13 protein-coding genes and 1 tRNA gene are annotated in these 15,119 nt (G+C 67.5%); 9 read left to right on the forward strand and 5 right to left on the reverse strand.

What is annotated here, in order from left to right; genetic code table 11:
* Positions 1-2: 2 nt before the first annotated feature.
* From FB559_RS15395 to rpmH, 5 genes are read right to left on the reverse strand one after another with little or no spacing between them, the layout of a single operon-like run.
* The gene (locus tag FB559_RS15395; protein ID WP_141956261.1) at positions 3-503 is read right to left on the reverse strand and encodes a Jag family protein; all 501 of its coding nucleotides are present in this window, start codon (positions 501-503) and stop codon (positions 3-5) included.
* 43 nt (positions 504-546) lie between these two features.
* Positions 547-1,611, reverse strand: a complete 1,065-nt coding sequence (gene yidC, locus FB559_RS15400; RefSeq protein ID WP_246121618.1) for a membrane protein insertase YidC — start codon at positions 1,609-1,611, stop codon at positions 547-549.
* 10 nt (positions 1,612-1,621) lie between these two features.
* Positions 1,622-1,918, reverse strand: coding sequence for a membrane protein insertion efficiency factor YidD (yidD, locus tag FB559_RS15405; RefSeq protein WP_141956262.1), 297 nt, complete (start codon positions 1,916-1,918; stop codon positions 1,622-1,624).
* A complete protein-coding gene (gene rnpA, locus FB559_RS15410) occupies positions 1,915-2,274 on the reverse strand; it encodes a ribonuclease P protein component (protein WP_141956263.1) in 360 nt (119 codons plus the stop codon). Before rnpA ends, yidD begins: the two co-directional genes overlap by 4 nt.
* A gap of 14 nt (positions 2,275-2,288) precedes the next feature.
* Positions 2,289-2,426: a 50S ribosomal protein L34 gene (gene rpmH / locus FB559_RS15415; protein WP_141956264.1), complete on the reverse strand. Its 138-nt coding sequence runs from the start codon at positions 2,424-2,426 to the stop codon at positions 2,289-2,291.
* A 310-nt stretch (positions 2,427-2,736) separates the two neighbouring features.
* On the opposite strand from rpmH, the gene dnaA reads away from it, so the two are divergent.
* The 9 genes from dnaA (at position 2,737) to FB559_RS15460 (ending at position 15,108) form a co-directional block, all read left to right on the forward strand.
* Positions 2,737-4,494 (forward strand): chromosomal replication initiator protein DnaA, encoded by a 1,758-nt coding sequence (gene dnaA, locus FB559_RS15420; RefSeq protein ID WP_141956265.1) that lies wholly within the window; start codon positions 2,737-2,739, stop codon positions 4,492-4,494.
* A 434-nt stretch (positions 4,495-4,928) separates the two neighbouring features.
* Positions 4,929-6,056, forward strand: coding sequence for a DNA polymerase III subunit beta (gene dnaN / locus FB559_RS15425; protein WP_141956266.1), 1,128 nt, complete (start codon positions 4,929-4,931; stop codon positions 6,054-6,056).
* A gap of 55 nt (positions 6,057-6,111) precedes the next feature.
* Positions 6,112-7,029, forward strand: coding sequence for a phosphogluconate dehydrogenase (NAD(+)-dependent, decarboxylating) (gene gnd, locus FB559_RS15430; protein ID WP_141956267.1), 918 nt, complete (start codon positions 6,112-6,114; stop codon positions 7,027-7,029).
* 139 nt (positions 7,030-7,168) lie between these two features.
* On the forward strand, positions 7,169-8,290 hold the full coding sequence (recF, locus tag FB559_RS15435) for a DNA replication/repair protein RecF (protein ID WP_141956268.1): 1,122 nt from the start codon (positions 7,169-7,171) through the stop codon (positions 8,288-8,290).
* Entirely contained in the window at positions 8,280-8,801 is a 522-nt protein-coding gene (locus FB559_RS15440) for a DciA family protein (protein WP_246121620.1), read from the forward strand. Before recF ends, FB559_RS15440 begins: the two co-directional genes overlap by 11 nt.
* A 381-nt stretch (positions 8,802-9,182) precedes the next feature.
* Positions 9,183-11,123, forward strand: a complete 1,941-nt coding sequence (gyrB, locus tag FB559_RS15445; protein ID WP_141956269.1) for a DNA topoisomerase (ATP-hydrolyzing) subunit B — start codon at positions 9,183-9,185, stop codon at positions 11,121-11,123.
* Between the two features lie 62 nt (positions 11,124-11,185).
* On the forward strand, positions 11,186-13,702 hold the full coding sequence (gene gyrA, locus FB559_RS15450) for a DNA gyrase subunit A (RefSeq protein WP_141956270.1): 2,517 nt from the start codon (positions 11,186-11,188) through the stop codon (positions 13,700-13,702).
* 49 nt (positions 13,703-13,751) lie between these two features.
* Complete coding sequence (locus tag FB559_RS46450) at positions 13,752-14,921, forward strand: DUF3566 domain-containing protein (RefSeq protein ID WP_342780937.1); 1,170 nt, start codon at positions 13,752-13,754, stop codon at positions 14,919-14,921.
* A gap of 110 nt (positions 14,922-15,031) precedes the next feature.
* Positions 15,032-15,108, forward strand: a tRNA-Ile gene (locus tag FB559_RS15460).
* Positions 15,109-15,119: the final 11 nt, after the last annotated feature.

Consider the following 15,119-nt stretch of genomic DNA (forward strand, 5'->3'; position numbering starts at 1 on the left):
GGTCACTCCGCGTGGACCACAACGTAGCGACTGGGCTCCTCGCCCTCCGACTCGCTGCGGAGCCCGAACGCGGCCACCGCGTCGTGGACGACCTTGCGCTCGAACGGGGTCATCGGCGCCAGCGGCTTGGGCTCGCCGGTGCGCTTGACCTCTTCGGCCGTCTCGCGGCCCAGCTTGGTGAGCTCAGCGCGGCGACGCTCCCGGAAGCCACTCACGTCGAGCATCAGGCGGCTGCGCTCGCCGGTCCTGCGGTGCACCGCCAGGCGAGTGAGCTCCTGAATCGCCTCGAGCACCTCGCCGTTTTTACCGACGAGCTCGTCGAGGGTGGCGCCGACGACCGACACCATCGCGCGCTCCCCTTCGACGTCCATGTCGATGTCGCCGTCGAGGTCGGCGATGTCGAGGAGGCCCTCGATGTAGTCGGCCGCGATCTCACCCTCTTGCTCAAGAGCCTGGACGTCGACCGTCTGCGCCTCGGTGGTCTCGGCTTCGGCTTGGCTCACGCCGGGCTCCTCATGCGTACTCGAACTGGACTGAGAAGTCACGCTATCGCTTCCTCTTACTGCGTGACTGCCGTGACGGCTGCTGTCGCACAACCTTCGGCGTCTCCGCAGGCGTGTCCTCGGGCTCCGGCTCCGCCTTCTTCCTCGTCTTGCCGAGCATTCCGGAAGGCTGCCTCGCGGTGGAGGCGAGGGAACTGGTGCCCTTGACGCCCGCCTTCGCCCCGGTCCTGGCGCCGGCCTTGGACGTCCCTGTCTTAGCCGTACCCGTCTTCGCCGTCGTGCCCTTCGCCGTCGTACCCGCCTTGCCGTTGGACCCGGCCGCGGCCTGCCCGTCCGGCGTGGACATCGGGTACTTCTTGTAGACGTAGTGCGACTGGGCCAGGGTCCAGGAGTTGGTGGTCACCCAGTAGATGAGCACGCCGAGCGGCAGGGTCAGTCCGAAGAGGCCGAACAGCGGCGAGAGGTACACCAGGAACTTCTGCGACTGCATCATCGGGTTGTCGGCGGTCATGCTCTGCATCGAGCGGCCGACGCTCGTCTTCATCGTGAAGAACGTCGTGGTCGAGCTGATCACGACCGCGAGGCCGGCCACGACCATCGCGCCGATGTGCTTGTCGCCCCACGCCTCGACGAACGTCGTGGGGATCGAGGCTCCGAAGATGTGCGCGTGCTGGGCGCTCTGAATGAGGCTGGACGACATGCCGTACTTGGACTCGCCCGGCTTGGTGGTCGAGATGGCCCGCAGGACGTTGTACAGCGAGATGAAGATCGGGAACTGCACCACGAGCGGCAGGCAGCCGGAGAGCGGGTTGGCGCCCGCCTCCTGGTAGAGCTTCATCATCTCCTGGTTGAGGCGCTGCTTGTCCTTCTTGTACTTCTTGCGCAGCGCCTGGACCTGTGGGTTCAGCTCCTGCATCTTCCGCGACGCGTGAATCTGCTTCACGAACAGCGGGAAGATGATGATCCGCATGAGGGCCGTCAGGAGGAAGATCGACAGACCCCACGCCCAGCCACTGTCCGCGGGGAAGATCAGGCTGAGGCCCGCGTGGATCTGGATGATCACCCACGTGACGGCCTCGAACAGCGGACTTAGAAAGCTGAGACTCACCGACTGGCTCCTAGTGCTCTCCGATTACGGTGCCGCCCTGCGGCGGCGTGAGGTCTGAGGGTGCCTCTCCCCGGCGCGGGGGTACGGGGTCGTACCCGCCCGCGTGAAAGGGGTGGCAGCGGGCGATGCGGCGTACGGCCAGCCATCCGCCCCGCAGTGCGCCATGCGTCCGCAGCGCCTTGAGGGCGTACGTGCTGCAGGTCGGCTGGTAACGGCAGACGGGCCCGAAGAGCGGGCTGATGAATCGACGGTAAAAGACGATCGGCAGCATCAGAGCCCGGGCGACGGGCGTCGGCTTCGCTGTCATCTCCGCCTCTTGACCTCTCGCCGAAGGAGCCGGTCGAGCGCCGCGTCGATATCCGCGGCGAGTTCGTCGTTTCGTGCGGTCGCCGCCTTCGGATTGGCGCGCACCACAAGCAGGCTACCCGCTGGCAGCCGGTAGAGGCGCTCACGCACGATATGCCGGAGTCGGCGACGCACTTTGTTACGGGTCACCGCGTCGCCGACCGGACGGCCGACGGTGAAGCCGACCCGTACCGGTTCGTCGACCTCGTCGCGGTACTGCAGGTGCAGGACCAGACGAGGCCGCCCGGCACGATCACCGCGCCGGACGGCCGAAGTGAACTCGTCTCGCCGCCGCATCCGGTTGCCGGACGGCAGCATGACTACTGCCGCGGTCAGACGGCGACGCGGGTGCGCCCCTTGCGACGGCGCGAGGAAAGAATCGCGCGCCCCGCCCGGGTGCGCATGCGGAGGCGGAAGCCGTGCTTCCTGTGCCGACGGCGGTTGTTCGGCTGGTACGTACGCTTGCTCACTCGAGACTCCAGAGGGGTGCTGCGGTCTGTTTCATTAGGTCGCATCACGGGCGCGAATGACCCCGCCTGCGGGAGTCGACAACCTGCGGGCGTGCAGCACCGCCATCGATGCGACTCGACCGTCGTACGTTACGGTCTGGCCTGCCCTCTGGTCAAACCGGCCGCACTTATCCACCGTGTTCTCCTACCGCGTGCACAACTTGTGGACAACCCTGTGGATGACGCGTGAGAGAGTGGTCGACTGCAGGTACGCGGGATGTGCCCGGGAAGTGGCGGGCCGCCGCGGCCTGACGAGGGAGGGGAGAACAACATGGACGGTCTGGACCTTGCCCTGGTGTGGACCAGGGCGCTTGAGGCCCTGCCGGGTGATCTCCCCCCCCAGCACCGCGCCTGGCTGGCGATGACCCGGCCGCTCGCCCTGGTGGAGGACACCGCGCTGCTGGCGACGCCCAATGAGTTCGCCAAGGACGTGCTGGAAAACCGCCTTCGGCCGCTCATCACCCAGGTGCTGTCGACCCAGCTCGGCCGCGACATCCGGGTCGCCGTGACCGTACAGCCCGACGCTCCGCCGCCGGTGGAGCGGCCGCTGCCCGCCGAGCCCGAGTCCGACCAGGAGCACGAGCAGCCCCCGCGCGGTGCGCCGTACTCACCCGAGCCCTCCGGCTACTCCGGCCAGACACTGCGCGGCCCGGCCGCCGACCCGCGGCCGTACCCACCCGAGCAGAGCGCCTTCGGCCAGAACCCGTACCCGGACAGCCAGTACTCCGACAATCAGTACTCCGACAACCAGTACGCCCCGGAGCGCTACACGAGCCAGCAGTACCCCGGCGAGCGCTACGGGAACGACGGGTACGGCGCCGAGCCCTACGGCGGTCACTACCGCGCGGACCAGCAGCAGGACCGCGGTGGCCCGTCCGGTCAAAAGGGCTCACAGCGCGACCCGTTCGTCCCCACTCCCGGAGCGCCGGACGGAGGCTGGCAGCCGCGTCCCTCCGCGCCGGCCAAGAGCAAGGGCACCGGCGAGCACGCGCGGCTGAATCCCAAGTACACCTTCGACACGTTCGTGATCGGCTCGTCCAACCGCTTCGCGCACGCCGCGGCGGTGGCGGTGGCCGAGGCGCCGGCCAAGGCGTACAACCCGCTGTTCATCTACGGCGACTCCGGCCTGGGCAAGACGCACATGCTGCATGCGATCGGCCACTACGCGCAGAGCCTGTTCAACGGGGCACGTGTGCGTTACGTGAGCTCGGAGGAGTTCACCAACGACTTCATCAACGCGATCCGCGACGGCAAGGCCGACAACTTCCGGCGGCGGTACCGCGACATGGACATCCTCCTCGTCGACGACATCCAGTTCCTGGAGAACAAGGAGCAGACGCAGGAGGAGTTCTTCCACACCTTCAACACCCTCCACAACGCGAACAAACAGATCGTGATCTCCAGCGACCGCGCACCGAAACAACTGGTGACGCTGGAGGACCGGCTGCGCAACCGGTTCGAGTGGGGCCTGATCACCGACGTCCAGCCGCCCGAGCTCGAGACCCGCATCGCGATCCTGCGTAAGAAGGCCGTGCAGGAGGGCTTGGTCGCGCCGCCGGAAGTACTCGAGTACATCGCCTCGAAGATCTCCACCAACATCCGCGAGCTGGAGGGCGCGCTCATCCGCGTCAGCGCGTTCGCGAGCCTCAACCGCCAGTCGGTGGATCTGCAGCTCGCCGAGATCGTGCTCAAGGACCTCATCCCCAACGACAGCGGTCCGGAGATCACCGCGGCGACGATCATGGCGCAGACCGCGACGTACTTCGGCATCGACATGGAGCAGCTCTGCGGCCCGTCGCGTTCGCGGGTGCTCGTCACCGCCCGGCAGATCGCGATGTACCTCTGCCGCGAGCTGACCGAGCTGTCGCTGCCGAAGATCGGCCAGCAGTTCGGGGGACGGGACCACACGACCGTCATGCACGCGGAGCGGAAGATCCGCAAGCTCATGGCGGAGAAGCGCCCGATCTACAACCAGGTCACCGAGCTGACGAACCGCATCAAGCAGCAGGCACGCAACGGCGGGGCCTGAGTTGTCCCCAGCGGTCCACAGGCGTCCACAGGAACTCCACACGGGTTATCCAGAGTCCGTGGATTACACAGGGTGGGGAAAACTCTGTGGATCATTTCCGGTGGACAACCGGTGGATCGAGGCCCGGATCCGGTGGATGAGATGGGGATGACCAGTGGACGTCCGGTGGACGACGTGGGGACAGATTTCGTTCATCCTCAGGCATCCACCGAGTACACAGGGGTCATGCACAGCGGGGGTGGACAGGAATATGCGCTCTGACCTGCGAGGACTAGGCTTTTCCCCAGTATCCACGGCCCCTATGACGATGACTGTTTATCTATCTAGAGAGAGAAAGACAGAACGTAGGGGCCTCGAGCGGGCCACGATGTGACTCGCTCGTTCGGTTCAGTTCCACGACCCCAGGTGATCAAAACCTCAGGAGACGGTCCAAAGTGAAATTCCGCATCGACAGAGACGTCCTCGCAGACGCCGTTGCCTGGACCGCGCGAACCCTGCCGGTCCGCCCGCCCGTGCCCGTGCTCGCGGGCATGCTCATCGAGGCCGGAGAGACGCTGAAGCTGTCCTCGTTCGACTACGAGGTCTCCGCGCAGATGACGATGGACATCGACGCCGACGAGCCGGGCACCGCGCTGGTGTCGGGCCGGCTCCTCGCCGAGATCTCCCGCAGCCTGCCCGCCCAGCCGGTCGAGATCACCACCGACGGGGCGAAGGTCACGCTCAAGTGCGGCACGGCGAAGTTCACACTGCTGACGATGCCTGTGGAGGACTACCCGAGTCTTCCGGCGATGCCACCGGCCGCCGGAATGGTCGGCAGCGACGAATTCGCGGCCGCGGTCGCCCAGGTCGCCATCGCCGCGGGGCGTGATGACACCCTGCCGATGCTGACCGGCGTACGGCTGGAGATCGAGGGCGAGACCGTCACCCTCGCGTCCACCGACCGCTACCGGCTCGCCGTACGGCAGCTGAGGTGGAAGCCCGAGCAGCCCGACTTCTCCGCGGTCGCCCTGGTGCCCGCCAAGACGCTTTCGGACACGGCCAAGGCGCTGACCTCGGGCGCCGAGGTCTCGATCGCCCTCGCGGCCGGGGGAAGCGGCAGCGGCGAAGGCATGATCGGCTTCGACGGCGGCGGCCGCCGTACGACCACCCGGTTGCTGGACGCGGAGTTCGTCAAGTACCAGTCGCTGTGGCCGAAGGAGACCTCGGCCGTCGCCGAGATCGAGACCGGCCCGTTCGCCGAGGCGGTCAAGCGCGTGGGCCTGGTCGCGGAGAAGAACACCCCCGTACGCCTGTCGTTCCGGCAGGGCGAGGTCGTCCTGGAGGCCGGCAGCGGCGACGATGCACAGGCTGTGGAAGTTCTCGGCGCTTCTCTCGAGGGCCAGGACATCGACGTGGCCTTCAACCCGCACTTCCTGCTCGACGGGCTGAGCGCGATCGGTTCCGACGTCGCGCGGCTGGCCATGACCACCTCCACGAAGCCCGCGGTCATGACGGGCAAGCCCGCGAACGACGAGGATCCGGACTACCGTTACCTGATCATGCCGATCCGCTTGTCGAGTTGATCGTCCCGTTCACTACGCTCATAAGGGACGGGGACCCCTTCTGAGGAGAACTCACATGGAACTGGGGATGATCGGCCTAGGCCGCATGGGTGGCAATATGGCCGAGCGCTTGCGCCAGGCCGGCCACACCGTCGTCGGGTACGACCACAATCCGGATGTCAGCGATGTCAGCTCCCTGCCGGAGCTGATGGAGCGGCTGAAGGCACCGCGGGCGGTGTGGGTGATGGTCCCGGCGGGCGAGGCCACCCGCGCGACGGTGGACAGCCTCCGCGATGCGCTCGAACCCGGAGACGTCGTGGTCGACGGCGGCAACTCGCACTTCAAAGAGGACCAGGAGCACGCTCAGCTGCTGGCCGAGCGGGGCATCGGCTTCGTCGACGCGGGCGTCAGCGGCGGCGTCTGGGGCCTGAAGAACGGCTACGCGCTGATGGTCGGCGGCAGCGGGGACAACGTGACGCACCTCATGCCGATCTTCGAGGCGCTGAAGCCGGAAGGGGATTTCGGCTTCGTGCACGCGGGCGAGGTGGGCGCCGGCCACTTCGCCAAGATGGTCCACAACGGCATCGAGTACGGCATGATGCAGGCCTACGCCGAGGGCTGGGAGCTCCTTGAGGCCAGTGACCTGGTCAAAAACGTCCCGGAGACCTTCCGCAGCTGGCGCGAGGGCACGGTCATCCGTTCCTGGCTCCTGGACCTGGCGGATCTGGCGCTGGACGCCGATCCCGACCTGGCCAAGCTGAAGGGTTATGCACAGGACTCCGGCGAAGGCCGGTGGACGGTGCAGACGGCGGTCGACCTGGGCGTGCCGCTGCCGGTGATCACTGCCGCGTTGTACGCGAGGTTCGTCTCGCAGCAGGAGGACTCGCCGGCGATGAAGATGGTCGCCGCGCTCCGCAACCAGTTCGGCGGGCACGCCGTGGAGACGCTGAAGGGCGCCGACTCGCCGGGCGCCGACGTGACTCCGCCGTCCTGACGACGCCGGCTGCGAGGGTGGTCTCCGAGGTGGGGACCACCCTCGTTGCCGTTTCCACAGACGGGCCGGGGTTGTGCACAGATTGGGGACAACTCGTGGTGGGCGACGAGTACGCGCCAGCTGCCCTACGCTCGTCCGGGTGTACGTCGCCCACCTGACGCTGCAGGACTTCCGGTCCTACGAGTCCGCGGACCTCGCCCTGGACTCGGGGATCAGCGCGTTCGTGGGCCCGAACGGACACGGCAAGACCAACCTCGTCGAGGCCATCGGCTACGTCGCGCTGCACGGCAGCCATCGCGTGTCCACAGACGCACCGCTGGTCCGGCAGGGCGCGGCCCGAGCGATCATCCGGGCCGGGGTGGTCCGCGACGAGCGTCGCGCGCTGATCGAACTCGAGATCAACCCGGGCCGCGCCAACCGCGCCCGGCTCAACCGCTCGCCGGTGCAGCGGCCCCGCGAGGTGCTGGGGATGCTGCGGACCGTGCTGTTCGCGCCCGAGGACCTCGTGCTGGTGAAGGGCGATCCGGGCGATCGGCGCCGGTTCCTCGACGAGCTGCTGACCGTACGCGCGCCGCGGTTCGCCGGCGTCCGGTCCGACTACGACCGAGTCCTCAAGCAGCGCAACGCCCTGCTGAAGTCCGCCGCCGCGCACCGGCGCTCGCCCGGCCAGGAGGTCCTGAGCACGCTCGACGTCTGGGACACCCACCTCGCTCGTACGGGTGGGGAGCTGCTCGGAGCCCGGCTGGAGCTGGTGGCCGCGTTGCGCCCGCTGGTCGCCAAGGCGTACGCCGACCTCGCTCCCGGCGGCGCCGCCGACCTGGAGTACCGCGCCTCGGCCGGCACGGAGTTGTCCACAGATCGTGGGCAACTCGGCGAGGCGATGCTCGCCGCGATGGCCGAGGCCAGGCAGAACGAACTGGTGCGCGGCATCAGTCTGGTCGGGCCGCACCGCGACGAGCTCGTGCTGAAGCTCGGCGATCTGCCGGCCCGCGGGTACGCCAGCCACGGCGAGTCCTGGTCCTTCGCGCTGGCCCTCCGGCTGGCGGCGTTCGAACTGCTCCGCGCGGACGGCGATGACCCGGTGCTGATCCTCGATGACGTGTTCGCCGAGCTGGACACCGGCCGCCGTAGGCGCCTGGCCGAGCTGGTCGCGCCCGCCGAACAGGTTCTCATCACCGCGGCCGTGCCGGCCGACGTGCCCGCACAGCTCAGTGGCGCGGCCTTTGACGTAGCCGACGGGGAGGTCTCACGTGTCCGATGAGCACCAGGATCCACAGCCTGTGGAAAACCCGGCGAAGTCCGGGATCGAGCTTGCGCGAGAGGCTCTGGCCCAGGCTAAGGCGGACGCACGCGAGCGTGGCGCGCTGCCCGGGCAGGGGCGCAAGAAGCGCCGCAAGCCGGTGCGCGAGCCCGGGCGCGGCGGCAGCGATCCGACCGCGTTCGGTCCCGCGATCCGCGAGCTGATGGCCGCACGCGGCTGGCAGGAGCGCGCGGCCGTCGGCGGCGTCTTCGGGCGCTGGCCGGAGATCGTCGGCCCTGAGCTGGCCGAACACACCAAGCCGGAGACCTTCGAGGACGGCATCCTGGTCATCGCCGCCGACTCGGCGAGCTGGGCCACCCAGGTACGGCTGCTCGCGTCCAACCTTGTCAAGAGGCTGAACGAGGACCTCGGCCACGGCACCGTGAAGCGGGTCAAGGTCGTGGGCCCCTCGACCGGAAATCGCGGCAGCGGACGTCTCCGCGTGACCGGCGGCCGCGGGCCCCGTCCCTGAGCCTGGTCCCGTACCCCGTGGTATCCGCCGAGATCCCCGAAATCCGGCTCGTGCCGGTCGCCCGATCCGGGTTGTCCGCAAGGGTTTTCCACAGGTTGTGAGGAACCCGTTGACACTGCGTTCGACACCACCGGCCGAATTCGATTTCGCAGTCTGTACGCCTCTCAACCCCCCAGACCCAATAGGGGGATCCCGCTGGGGCAGGTTTCGGGGCTTATACGGGCTCACAACGCGCTTCATGGCCCAGGAAGGGGGCTGGTCTGGATAGAATAGAGACGGATACAGGACACGATCGCCGTTGCGGGCCGCCCGTGGATCGGGCGCCCCGCTTGTGTTACGGGGAGCTGCGCGGCGTGTGTCCTCCGGCAGGAGGATCTCCACTTGGCGTACGACGCTAGCTCGATCACTGTCCTGGAAGGCCTGGAGGCGGTCCGCAAGCGCCCTGGGATGTACATCGGTTCCACCGGTGAGCGCGGCCTCCACCACCTCGTGTACGAGATCGTCGACAACTCCGTCGACGAGGCCCTCGCGGGACACGCCGACACCATCACGGTGACACTGCTCGCCGATGGTGGCGTCCGCGTGACGGACAACGGCCGTGGCATCCCCGTGGGCGAGCATCCCGTTGAAAAACGACCGGCGATCGAACTCGTCCTCACGACGCTGCACGCCGGCGGCAAGTTCGACAGCAAGTCCTACGCGGTCTCCGGCGGCCTGCACGGCGTCGGCTCCGCGGTGGTGAACGCGCTGTCGACCCGGCTGGAGGCCGAGGTCAGGGTCGATGGCCACGTGTGGCGCCAGTCCTACAACTGGCAGGGCCCCACGACCCCGCTGGCCAAGGGCGAGGCGACCGACGAGACCGGCACCATCATCGCCTTCTGGCCCGATGGCACGATCTTCGAGACGCTCGAGTGGAACTTCGAGACGCTCAGCCGGCGCATGCAGGAGTACGCCTTCCTCAACCGGGGGCTGTCGATCACGCTGACCGACGAGCGGCCGGAGCACATCAACGGTGAGCCCAAGGTCGTCTCGTATCACTACGAGGGCGGCATCGAGGACTTCGTGCGTTACCTCAACGCCAAGAAGGAGTCCGTCCACAACACGGTGATCGCGTTCAGCGACGAGACCGAGGGCATGTCGCTCGAGGTCGCCATGCAGTGGAGCGGCTCCTACTCCGAGTCCGTGCACACCTTCGCCAACACGATCAACACGGCCGAGGGCGGCACCCACGAAGAGGGCTTCCGCGCCGCGCTGACGACCGTCGTCAACAAGTACGCGCGCGAGCAGAAACTCCTGCGCGAGGGCAAGGACGACAACCTCGCCGGCGAGGACGTACGCGAGGGTCTCACCGCGATCATCTCGATCAAGCTGGCCGACCCGCAGTTCGAGGGCCAGACCAAGACCAAGCTGGGCAACACCGAGGCCAAGTCGTTCGTCCAGAAGGCCATGTACGAAAACCTGCGCGGCTGGCTCGACGCCAACCCGGGTGAGGCCAAAGAGGTCATCAACAAGGCCACCCAGGCGGCACGCGCGCGCATCGCCGCCCGCCAGGCCCGCGACCTGACGCGCCGCAAGAGCCTGCTGGAGTCCACCTCACTGCCGGGCAAGCTGTCGGACTGCCAGTCCACCGACCCGCGCAAGACCGAGATCTACGTCGTCGAGGGAGACTCCGCGGGCGGCTCGGCCAAGGGCGGCCGCAACCCGCAGTACCAGGCGATCCTCCCGATCCGCGGCAAGATCCTCAACGTGGAGAAGGCCCGCATCGACCGGGTCCTGAAGAACAACGAGGTCCAGGCGATGATCACCGCCCTGGGCACCGGCATCCACGACGAGTTCGACATCGAGAAGCTCCGCTATCACAAGATCATCCTGATGGCGGACGCCGACGTCGACGGCCAGCACATCCGCACGCTGCTGCTGACCCTGCTGTTCCGCTTCATGAAGCCCCTGGTCGAGGCCGGGCACGTCTACCTCGCCCAGCCGCCGCTGTACAAGATCAAGTGGGACGCCCGTGGTCAGGACTCCGACTACGCCTACTCCGACCGTGAGCGCGACGCGCTGATCCAGGCCGGCATGGAGTCGGGCAAACGCGACCCGCGTCCGCGCGACGGCGTGCAGCGGTTCAAGGGCCTTGGCGAGATGAACGCCGCGGAGCTCTGGGACACGACGATGGACCCCGAGCACCGCATTCTGCTGCAGGTCACGCTCGACGACGCCGCCCAGGCGGACGAGCTGTTCACGGTCCTCATGGGTGAGGACGTCGAGGCACGCCGCTCGTTCATCCAGCGCAACGCCAAGGACGTGCGCTTCCTCGACATCTAAACGGACTCGCGGGTCGTCACTAGCCCGCACCCGTACGACTCAAGCTGGAAGAGGTCTTTCAGGTGACGGACGTTACCCTGCCGCCCGACGAACCACGGGATCGGGTCGAGCCGGTCGACATCCAGGTCGAGATGCAGCGCAGCTACCTCGACTATGCGATGTCGGTCATCGTCGCTCGGGCACTGCCGGAGGTGCGCGACGGCCTCAAGCCGGTGCACCGCCGCGTGCTGTACGCCATGTACGACGGCGGGTACCGCCCGGACCGCGGCTACTTCAAGTGCGCGCGCGTCGTCGGCGACGTCATGGGCAACTACCACCCGCACGGCGACAGCGCGATCTATGACGCGCTCGTGCGGCTGGCGCAGCCGTGGGCGCTGCGATACCCGCTGGTCGACGGCAACGGCAACTTCGGCTCTCCGGGCAACGACCCGGCCGCCGCCATGCGGTACACCGAGTGCCGGATGGCGCCGCTGGCCATGGAGATGCTGCGTGACATCGAGAAGGAGACCGTCGACTTCACGCCCAACTACGACGGTCGCTCGCAGGAGCCTGACGTACTCCCGAGCCGTTTCCCCAACCTGCTGGTCAACGGCTCGGCGGGGATCGCGGTCGGCATGGCCACCAACATCCCTCCGCACAACCTGCGCGAGGTGGCCTCGGGCGTCGCGTGGTACCTCGACAACTACGGCACCACCGACGAAGAGCTGCTCGACGCGCTGATCGAGCGGATCAAGGGCCCGGACTTCCCGACCTACGGCCTGATCGTGGGGCGCCGGGGCATCGAGGACGCCTACCGCACCGGCCGCGGCCTGATCACCATGCGGGCCGTGGTCGAGGTCGAGGAGATCCAGGGCCGTACGTGCCTGGTCGTCAGTGAGCTCCCGTACCAGGTCAACCCGGACAACCTCGCGCTGAAGATCGCGGAGCAGGTCAAGGAAGGGAAGATCACCGGGGTCGCCGACGTACGGGACGAGACCTCGGGCCGTACGGGTCAGCGGCTCGTGATCGTGCTCAAGCGCGACGCGGTCGCCAAGGTCGTCCTCAACAACCTCTACAAGCACACGCAGCTGCAGGAGACCTTCGGCGCGAACATGCTCGCGCTGGTCGAGGGCGTGCCGCGCACGCTACGCCTCGACCAGTTCGTCCGGCACTGGGTCGACCACCAGATCGACGTCATCGTCCGCCGCACGCGCTTCCTGCTGCGCAAGGCCGAGGAGCGCGCGCACATCCTGCGCGGCCTGCTCAAGGCCCTCGACCGCATCGACGAGGTCATCGCGCTGATCCGGCGGTCGCCGTCGGCATCCGAGGCGCAGACCGGCCTGATGCAGCTCCTGGAGATCGACGAGATCCAGGCGCAGGCCATCCTGGACATGCAGCTGCGCAAGCTGGCCGCCCTGGAGCGCCAGGCGATCACCGATGAGTACGACAAGCTCATGACGGAGATCGCCGACTACAACGACATCCTCGGCTCGCCCGAGCGCCAGCGGTCGATCGTCGGCGACGAGCTGACCGCGATCGTGGACAAGTTCGGCGACGAGCGGCGCACGAAGATCATCCCCTTCGACGGCGACGTGTCCATGGAGGACCTGATCGCCGAGGAGGACGTGGTCGTCACGATCACCCGCGGCGGCTACGCCAAGCGCACCAAGACCGACCTTTACCGCGAGCAGAAGCGCGGAGGTAAGGGCGTACGCGGGGCGCACCTCAAGCAGGACGACATCGTCGACCACTTCTTCGTGACCACGACCCACCACTGGATCCTGTTCTTCACCAACAAGGGCCGGGTCTACCGGGCGAAGGCGTACGAGCTTCCCGAGGCGGGCCGCGACAGCCGTGGGCAGCACGTCGCCAACCTGCTCGCGTTCCAGCCGGACGAGCGCATCGCCGAGGTTCTGGACCTGCGCGACTACGGGGTTTCGCCCTATCTCGTGCTGGCGACCAAGCAGGGCCGGATCAAGAAGACGGAGCTGGCGGCGTACGACTCCCCGCGCTCGGCCGGCCTCATCGCGATCAACCTCGACGAGGGCGACGAGCTGATCGCCGCACGGCTGGTCTCCCCCGAGGACGACCTGCTCATGGTCAGCAGCGGCGCACAGGCCATCCGCTTCCCCGCCCGCGACGACGTGCTGCGGCCGATGGGCCGTGCCACCGCCGGCGTGATCGGCATGCGCTTCGACGACGGCCAGGAAGTTCTCGACATGCACGTCGTACGCGAAGGCGAGGATGTGCTGGTCGCGACGGAGGGCGGGTACGCGAAACGGACCCCGGCCATCCAGTACCCCCTCCACGGCCGTGGGGGCAAGGGTGTTCTGACCGCTAAGATCGTTGAAACTCGCGGCCGGTTGGTGGGCGCCCTCATGGTCAGGCCAGACGATGAGGTCTATGCCATCACCGCGAGCGGTGGCGTAATCCGTACGCGAGCGTCAGGTGTCAAACAGTCTGGACGTTCGACCATGGGGGTACGTCTAATGAACCTCGCGGATGGTGACAGCGTCGTAGCCATCGCGAGGAACGTAGAGTCCATCGAGGACCCTGACGCAGAGCCGGACACAGAGTCCGGGGAAGGGAGCGACGCGTGAATGACCTGATCCGTCAGCAGGCAGTGCGTCGCCTTCCCGGGGAGGTCATATGACGGCCAACGCCGGCAAGGACGCTAACGGCAAGTCCGGACAGCGCCCGACCGGAGCGGACGCCGAGGGCGGCCGGACGCGGAAGAAGACCAGCGCCGCGAAGCCGCCGAGCGACGAAGTGACCGTGAAGACCAACGCCGCAGACGACACCAACGGGTCCGCCAAGGACCCGGACGAGACGGTTGTCGACATCCCGGCCAAGGACGACTACGACACGGTGCAGGACGTCGCACCGGCCGACGAAGCGCCGTCGGCCGATGAGGATGACGACGATGACGCGACGGCGGTGGACGCCTTCGATTCCACCTCCTCGTCGTTCTCGTCGCCCTCCTTGGAGTCCTCGGAGTCCTTCGAGTCCTCGGGGTCCTCGGACGTGGAGGAGTCGAGCAGTCGTACGGCGTCGTTCGGCCTGCCAAAGGATCTTGGCAGTGCGGGCTTCGGCGAACCAGAAAACGACGGTTCTGGGGCCGAAAAGTGGGCGAGCGAGCCCGCGCCGCGAGATGATGACGCGAACTATCCGTACGAAATTGGGGAGTCGATGCCGAGTTCGGGTAGGAGCGCGGCCATGGATTCTTCAACCCCATCGAGTCGCGCCCTGGGTGGAGGAGCCGCTTCGGGCGGCACCCCGGCCTCGTACGCGCCCGGTGGCCTTGGTGCTCCAAGCGACCCCGCCGGTCCGAGTGGCTCTGGCAGCTCCGGCGGCCGCCCCGCGATCGAGTCGGCCGCCGCGCGGGTCTCCAAGCTGACGGGCTCCCTGCGCAAGCCGGACAAGTCCGGTGGCCGCAAGGCACCGCGGAAGGCCCACCTTCAGGTGGCGCGGTTCGAGCCGTGGTCGGTGATGAAGTTCAGCTTCATCATGTCGCTGGTGTGCTTCCTTGTGCTGTTCGTCGCGGTCGCGGTGCTTTATGTGATCCTGTCGTGGCTCGGCGTCTTCGATGCGCTGTCCAACACGATCCACGACCTCACCTCGAACGACCAGGGCAAGACCGGCGGCCTGAACCCCGCGAGCTGGTTCTCGGCGGCGAGAATCCTCGGCTACACCGCGCTGATCGGCACGCTGAACGTCCTTCTCATTACGGCTCTGGCCACGGTGTGGTCGGTGATCTACAACATGGCCGCCGATCTTGTCGGCGGTGTCGAGGTCACCTTGAAGGAAGCCGACTCATAACCGCGACTGCACCGCGTCGGGGGGGCCAAACGATTACCGGTTAGGGGTGCCGATCGGGTACTGTTTCTCGACGTCGCCCCTTGGTCCTCCTCGACCGGGAGCAGCTGCACGGGCCTATAGCTCAGTCGGTTAGAGCGCATCCCTGATAAGGATGAGGCCGGAGGTTCAAGTCCTCCTAGGCCCACCAGCCCAGACACA

Origin of the sequence: Actinoallomurus bryophytorum (assembly GCF_006716425.1) — a bacterium.
GTDB lineage: Bacteria > Actinomycetota > Actinomycetes > Streptosporangiales > Streptosporangiaceae > Actinoallomurus > Actinoallomurus bryophytorum.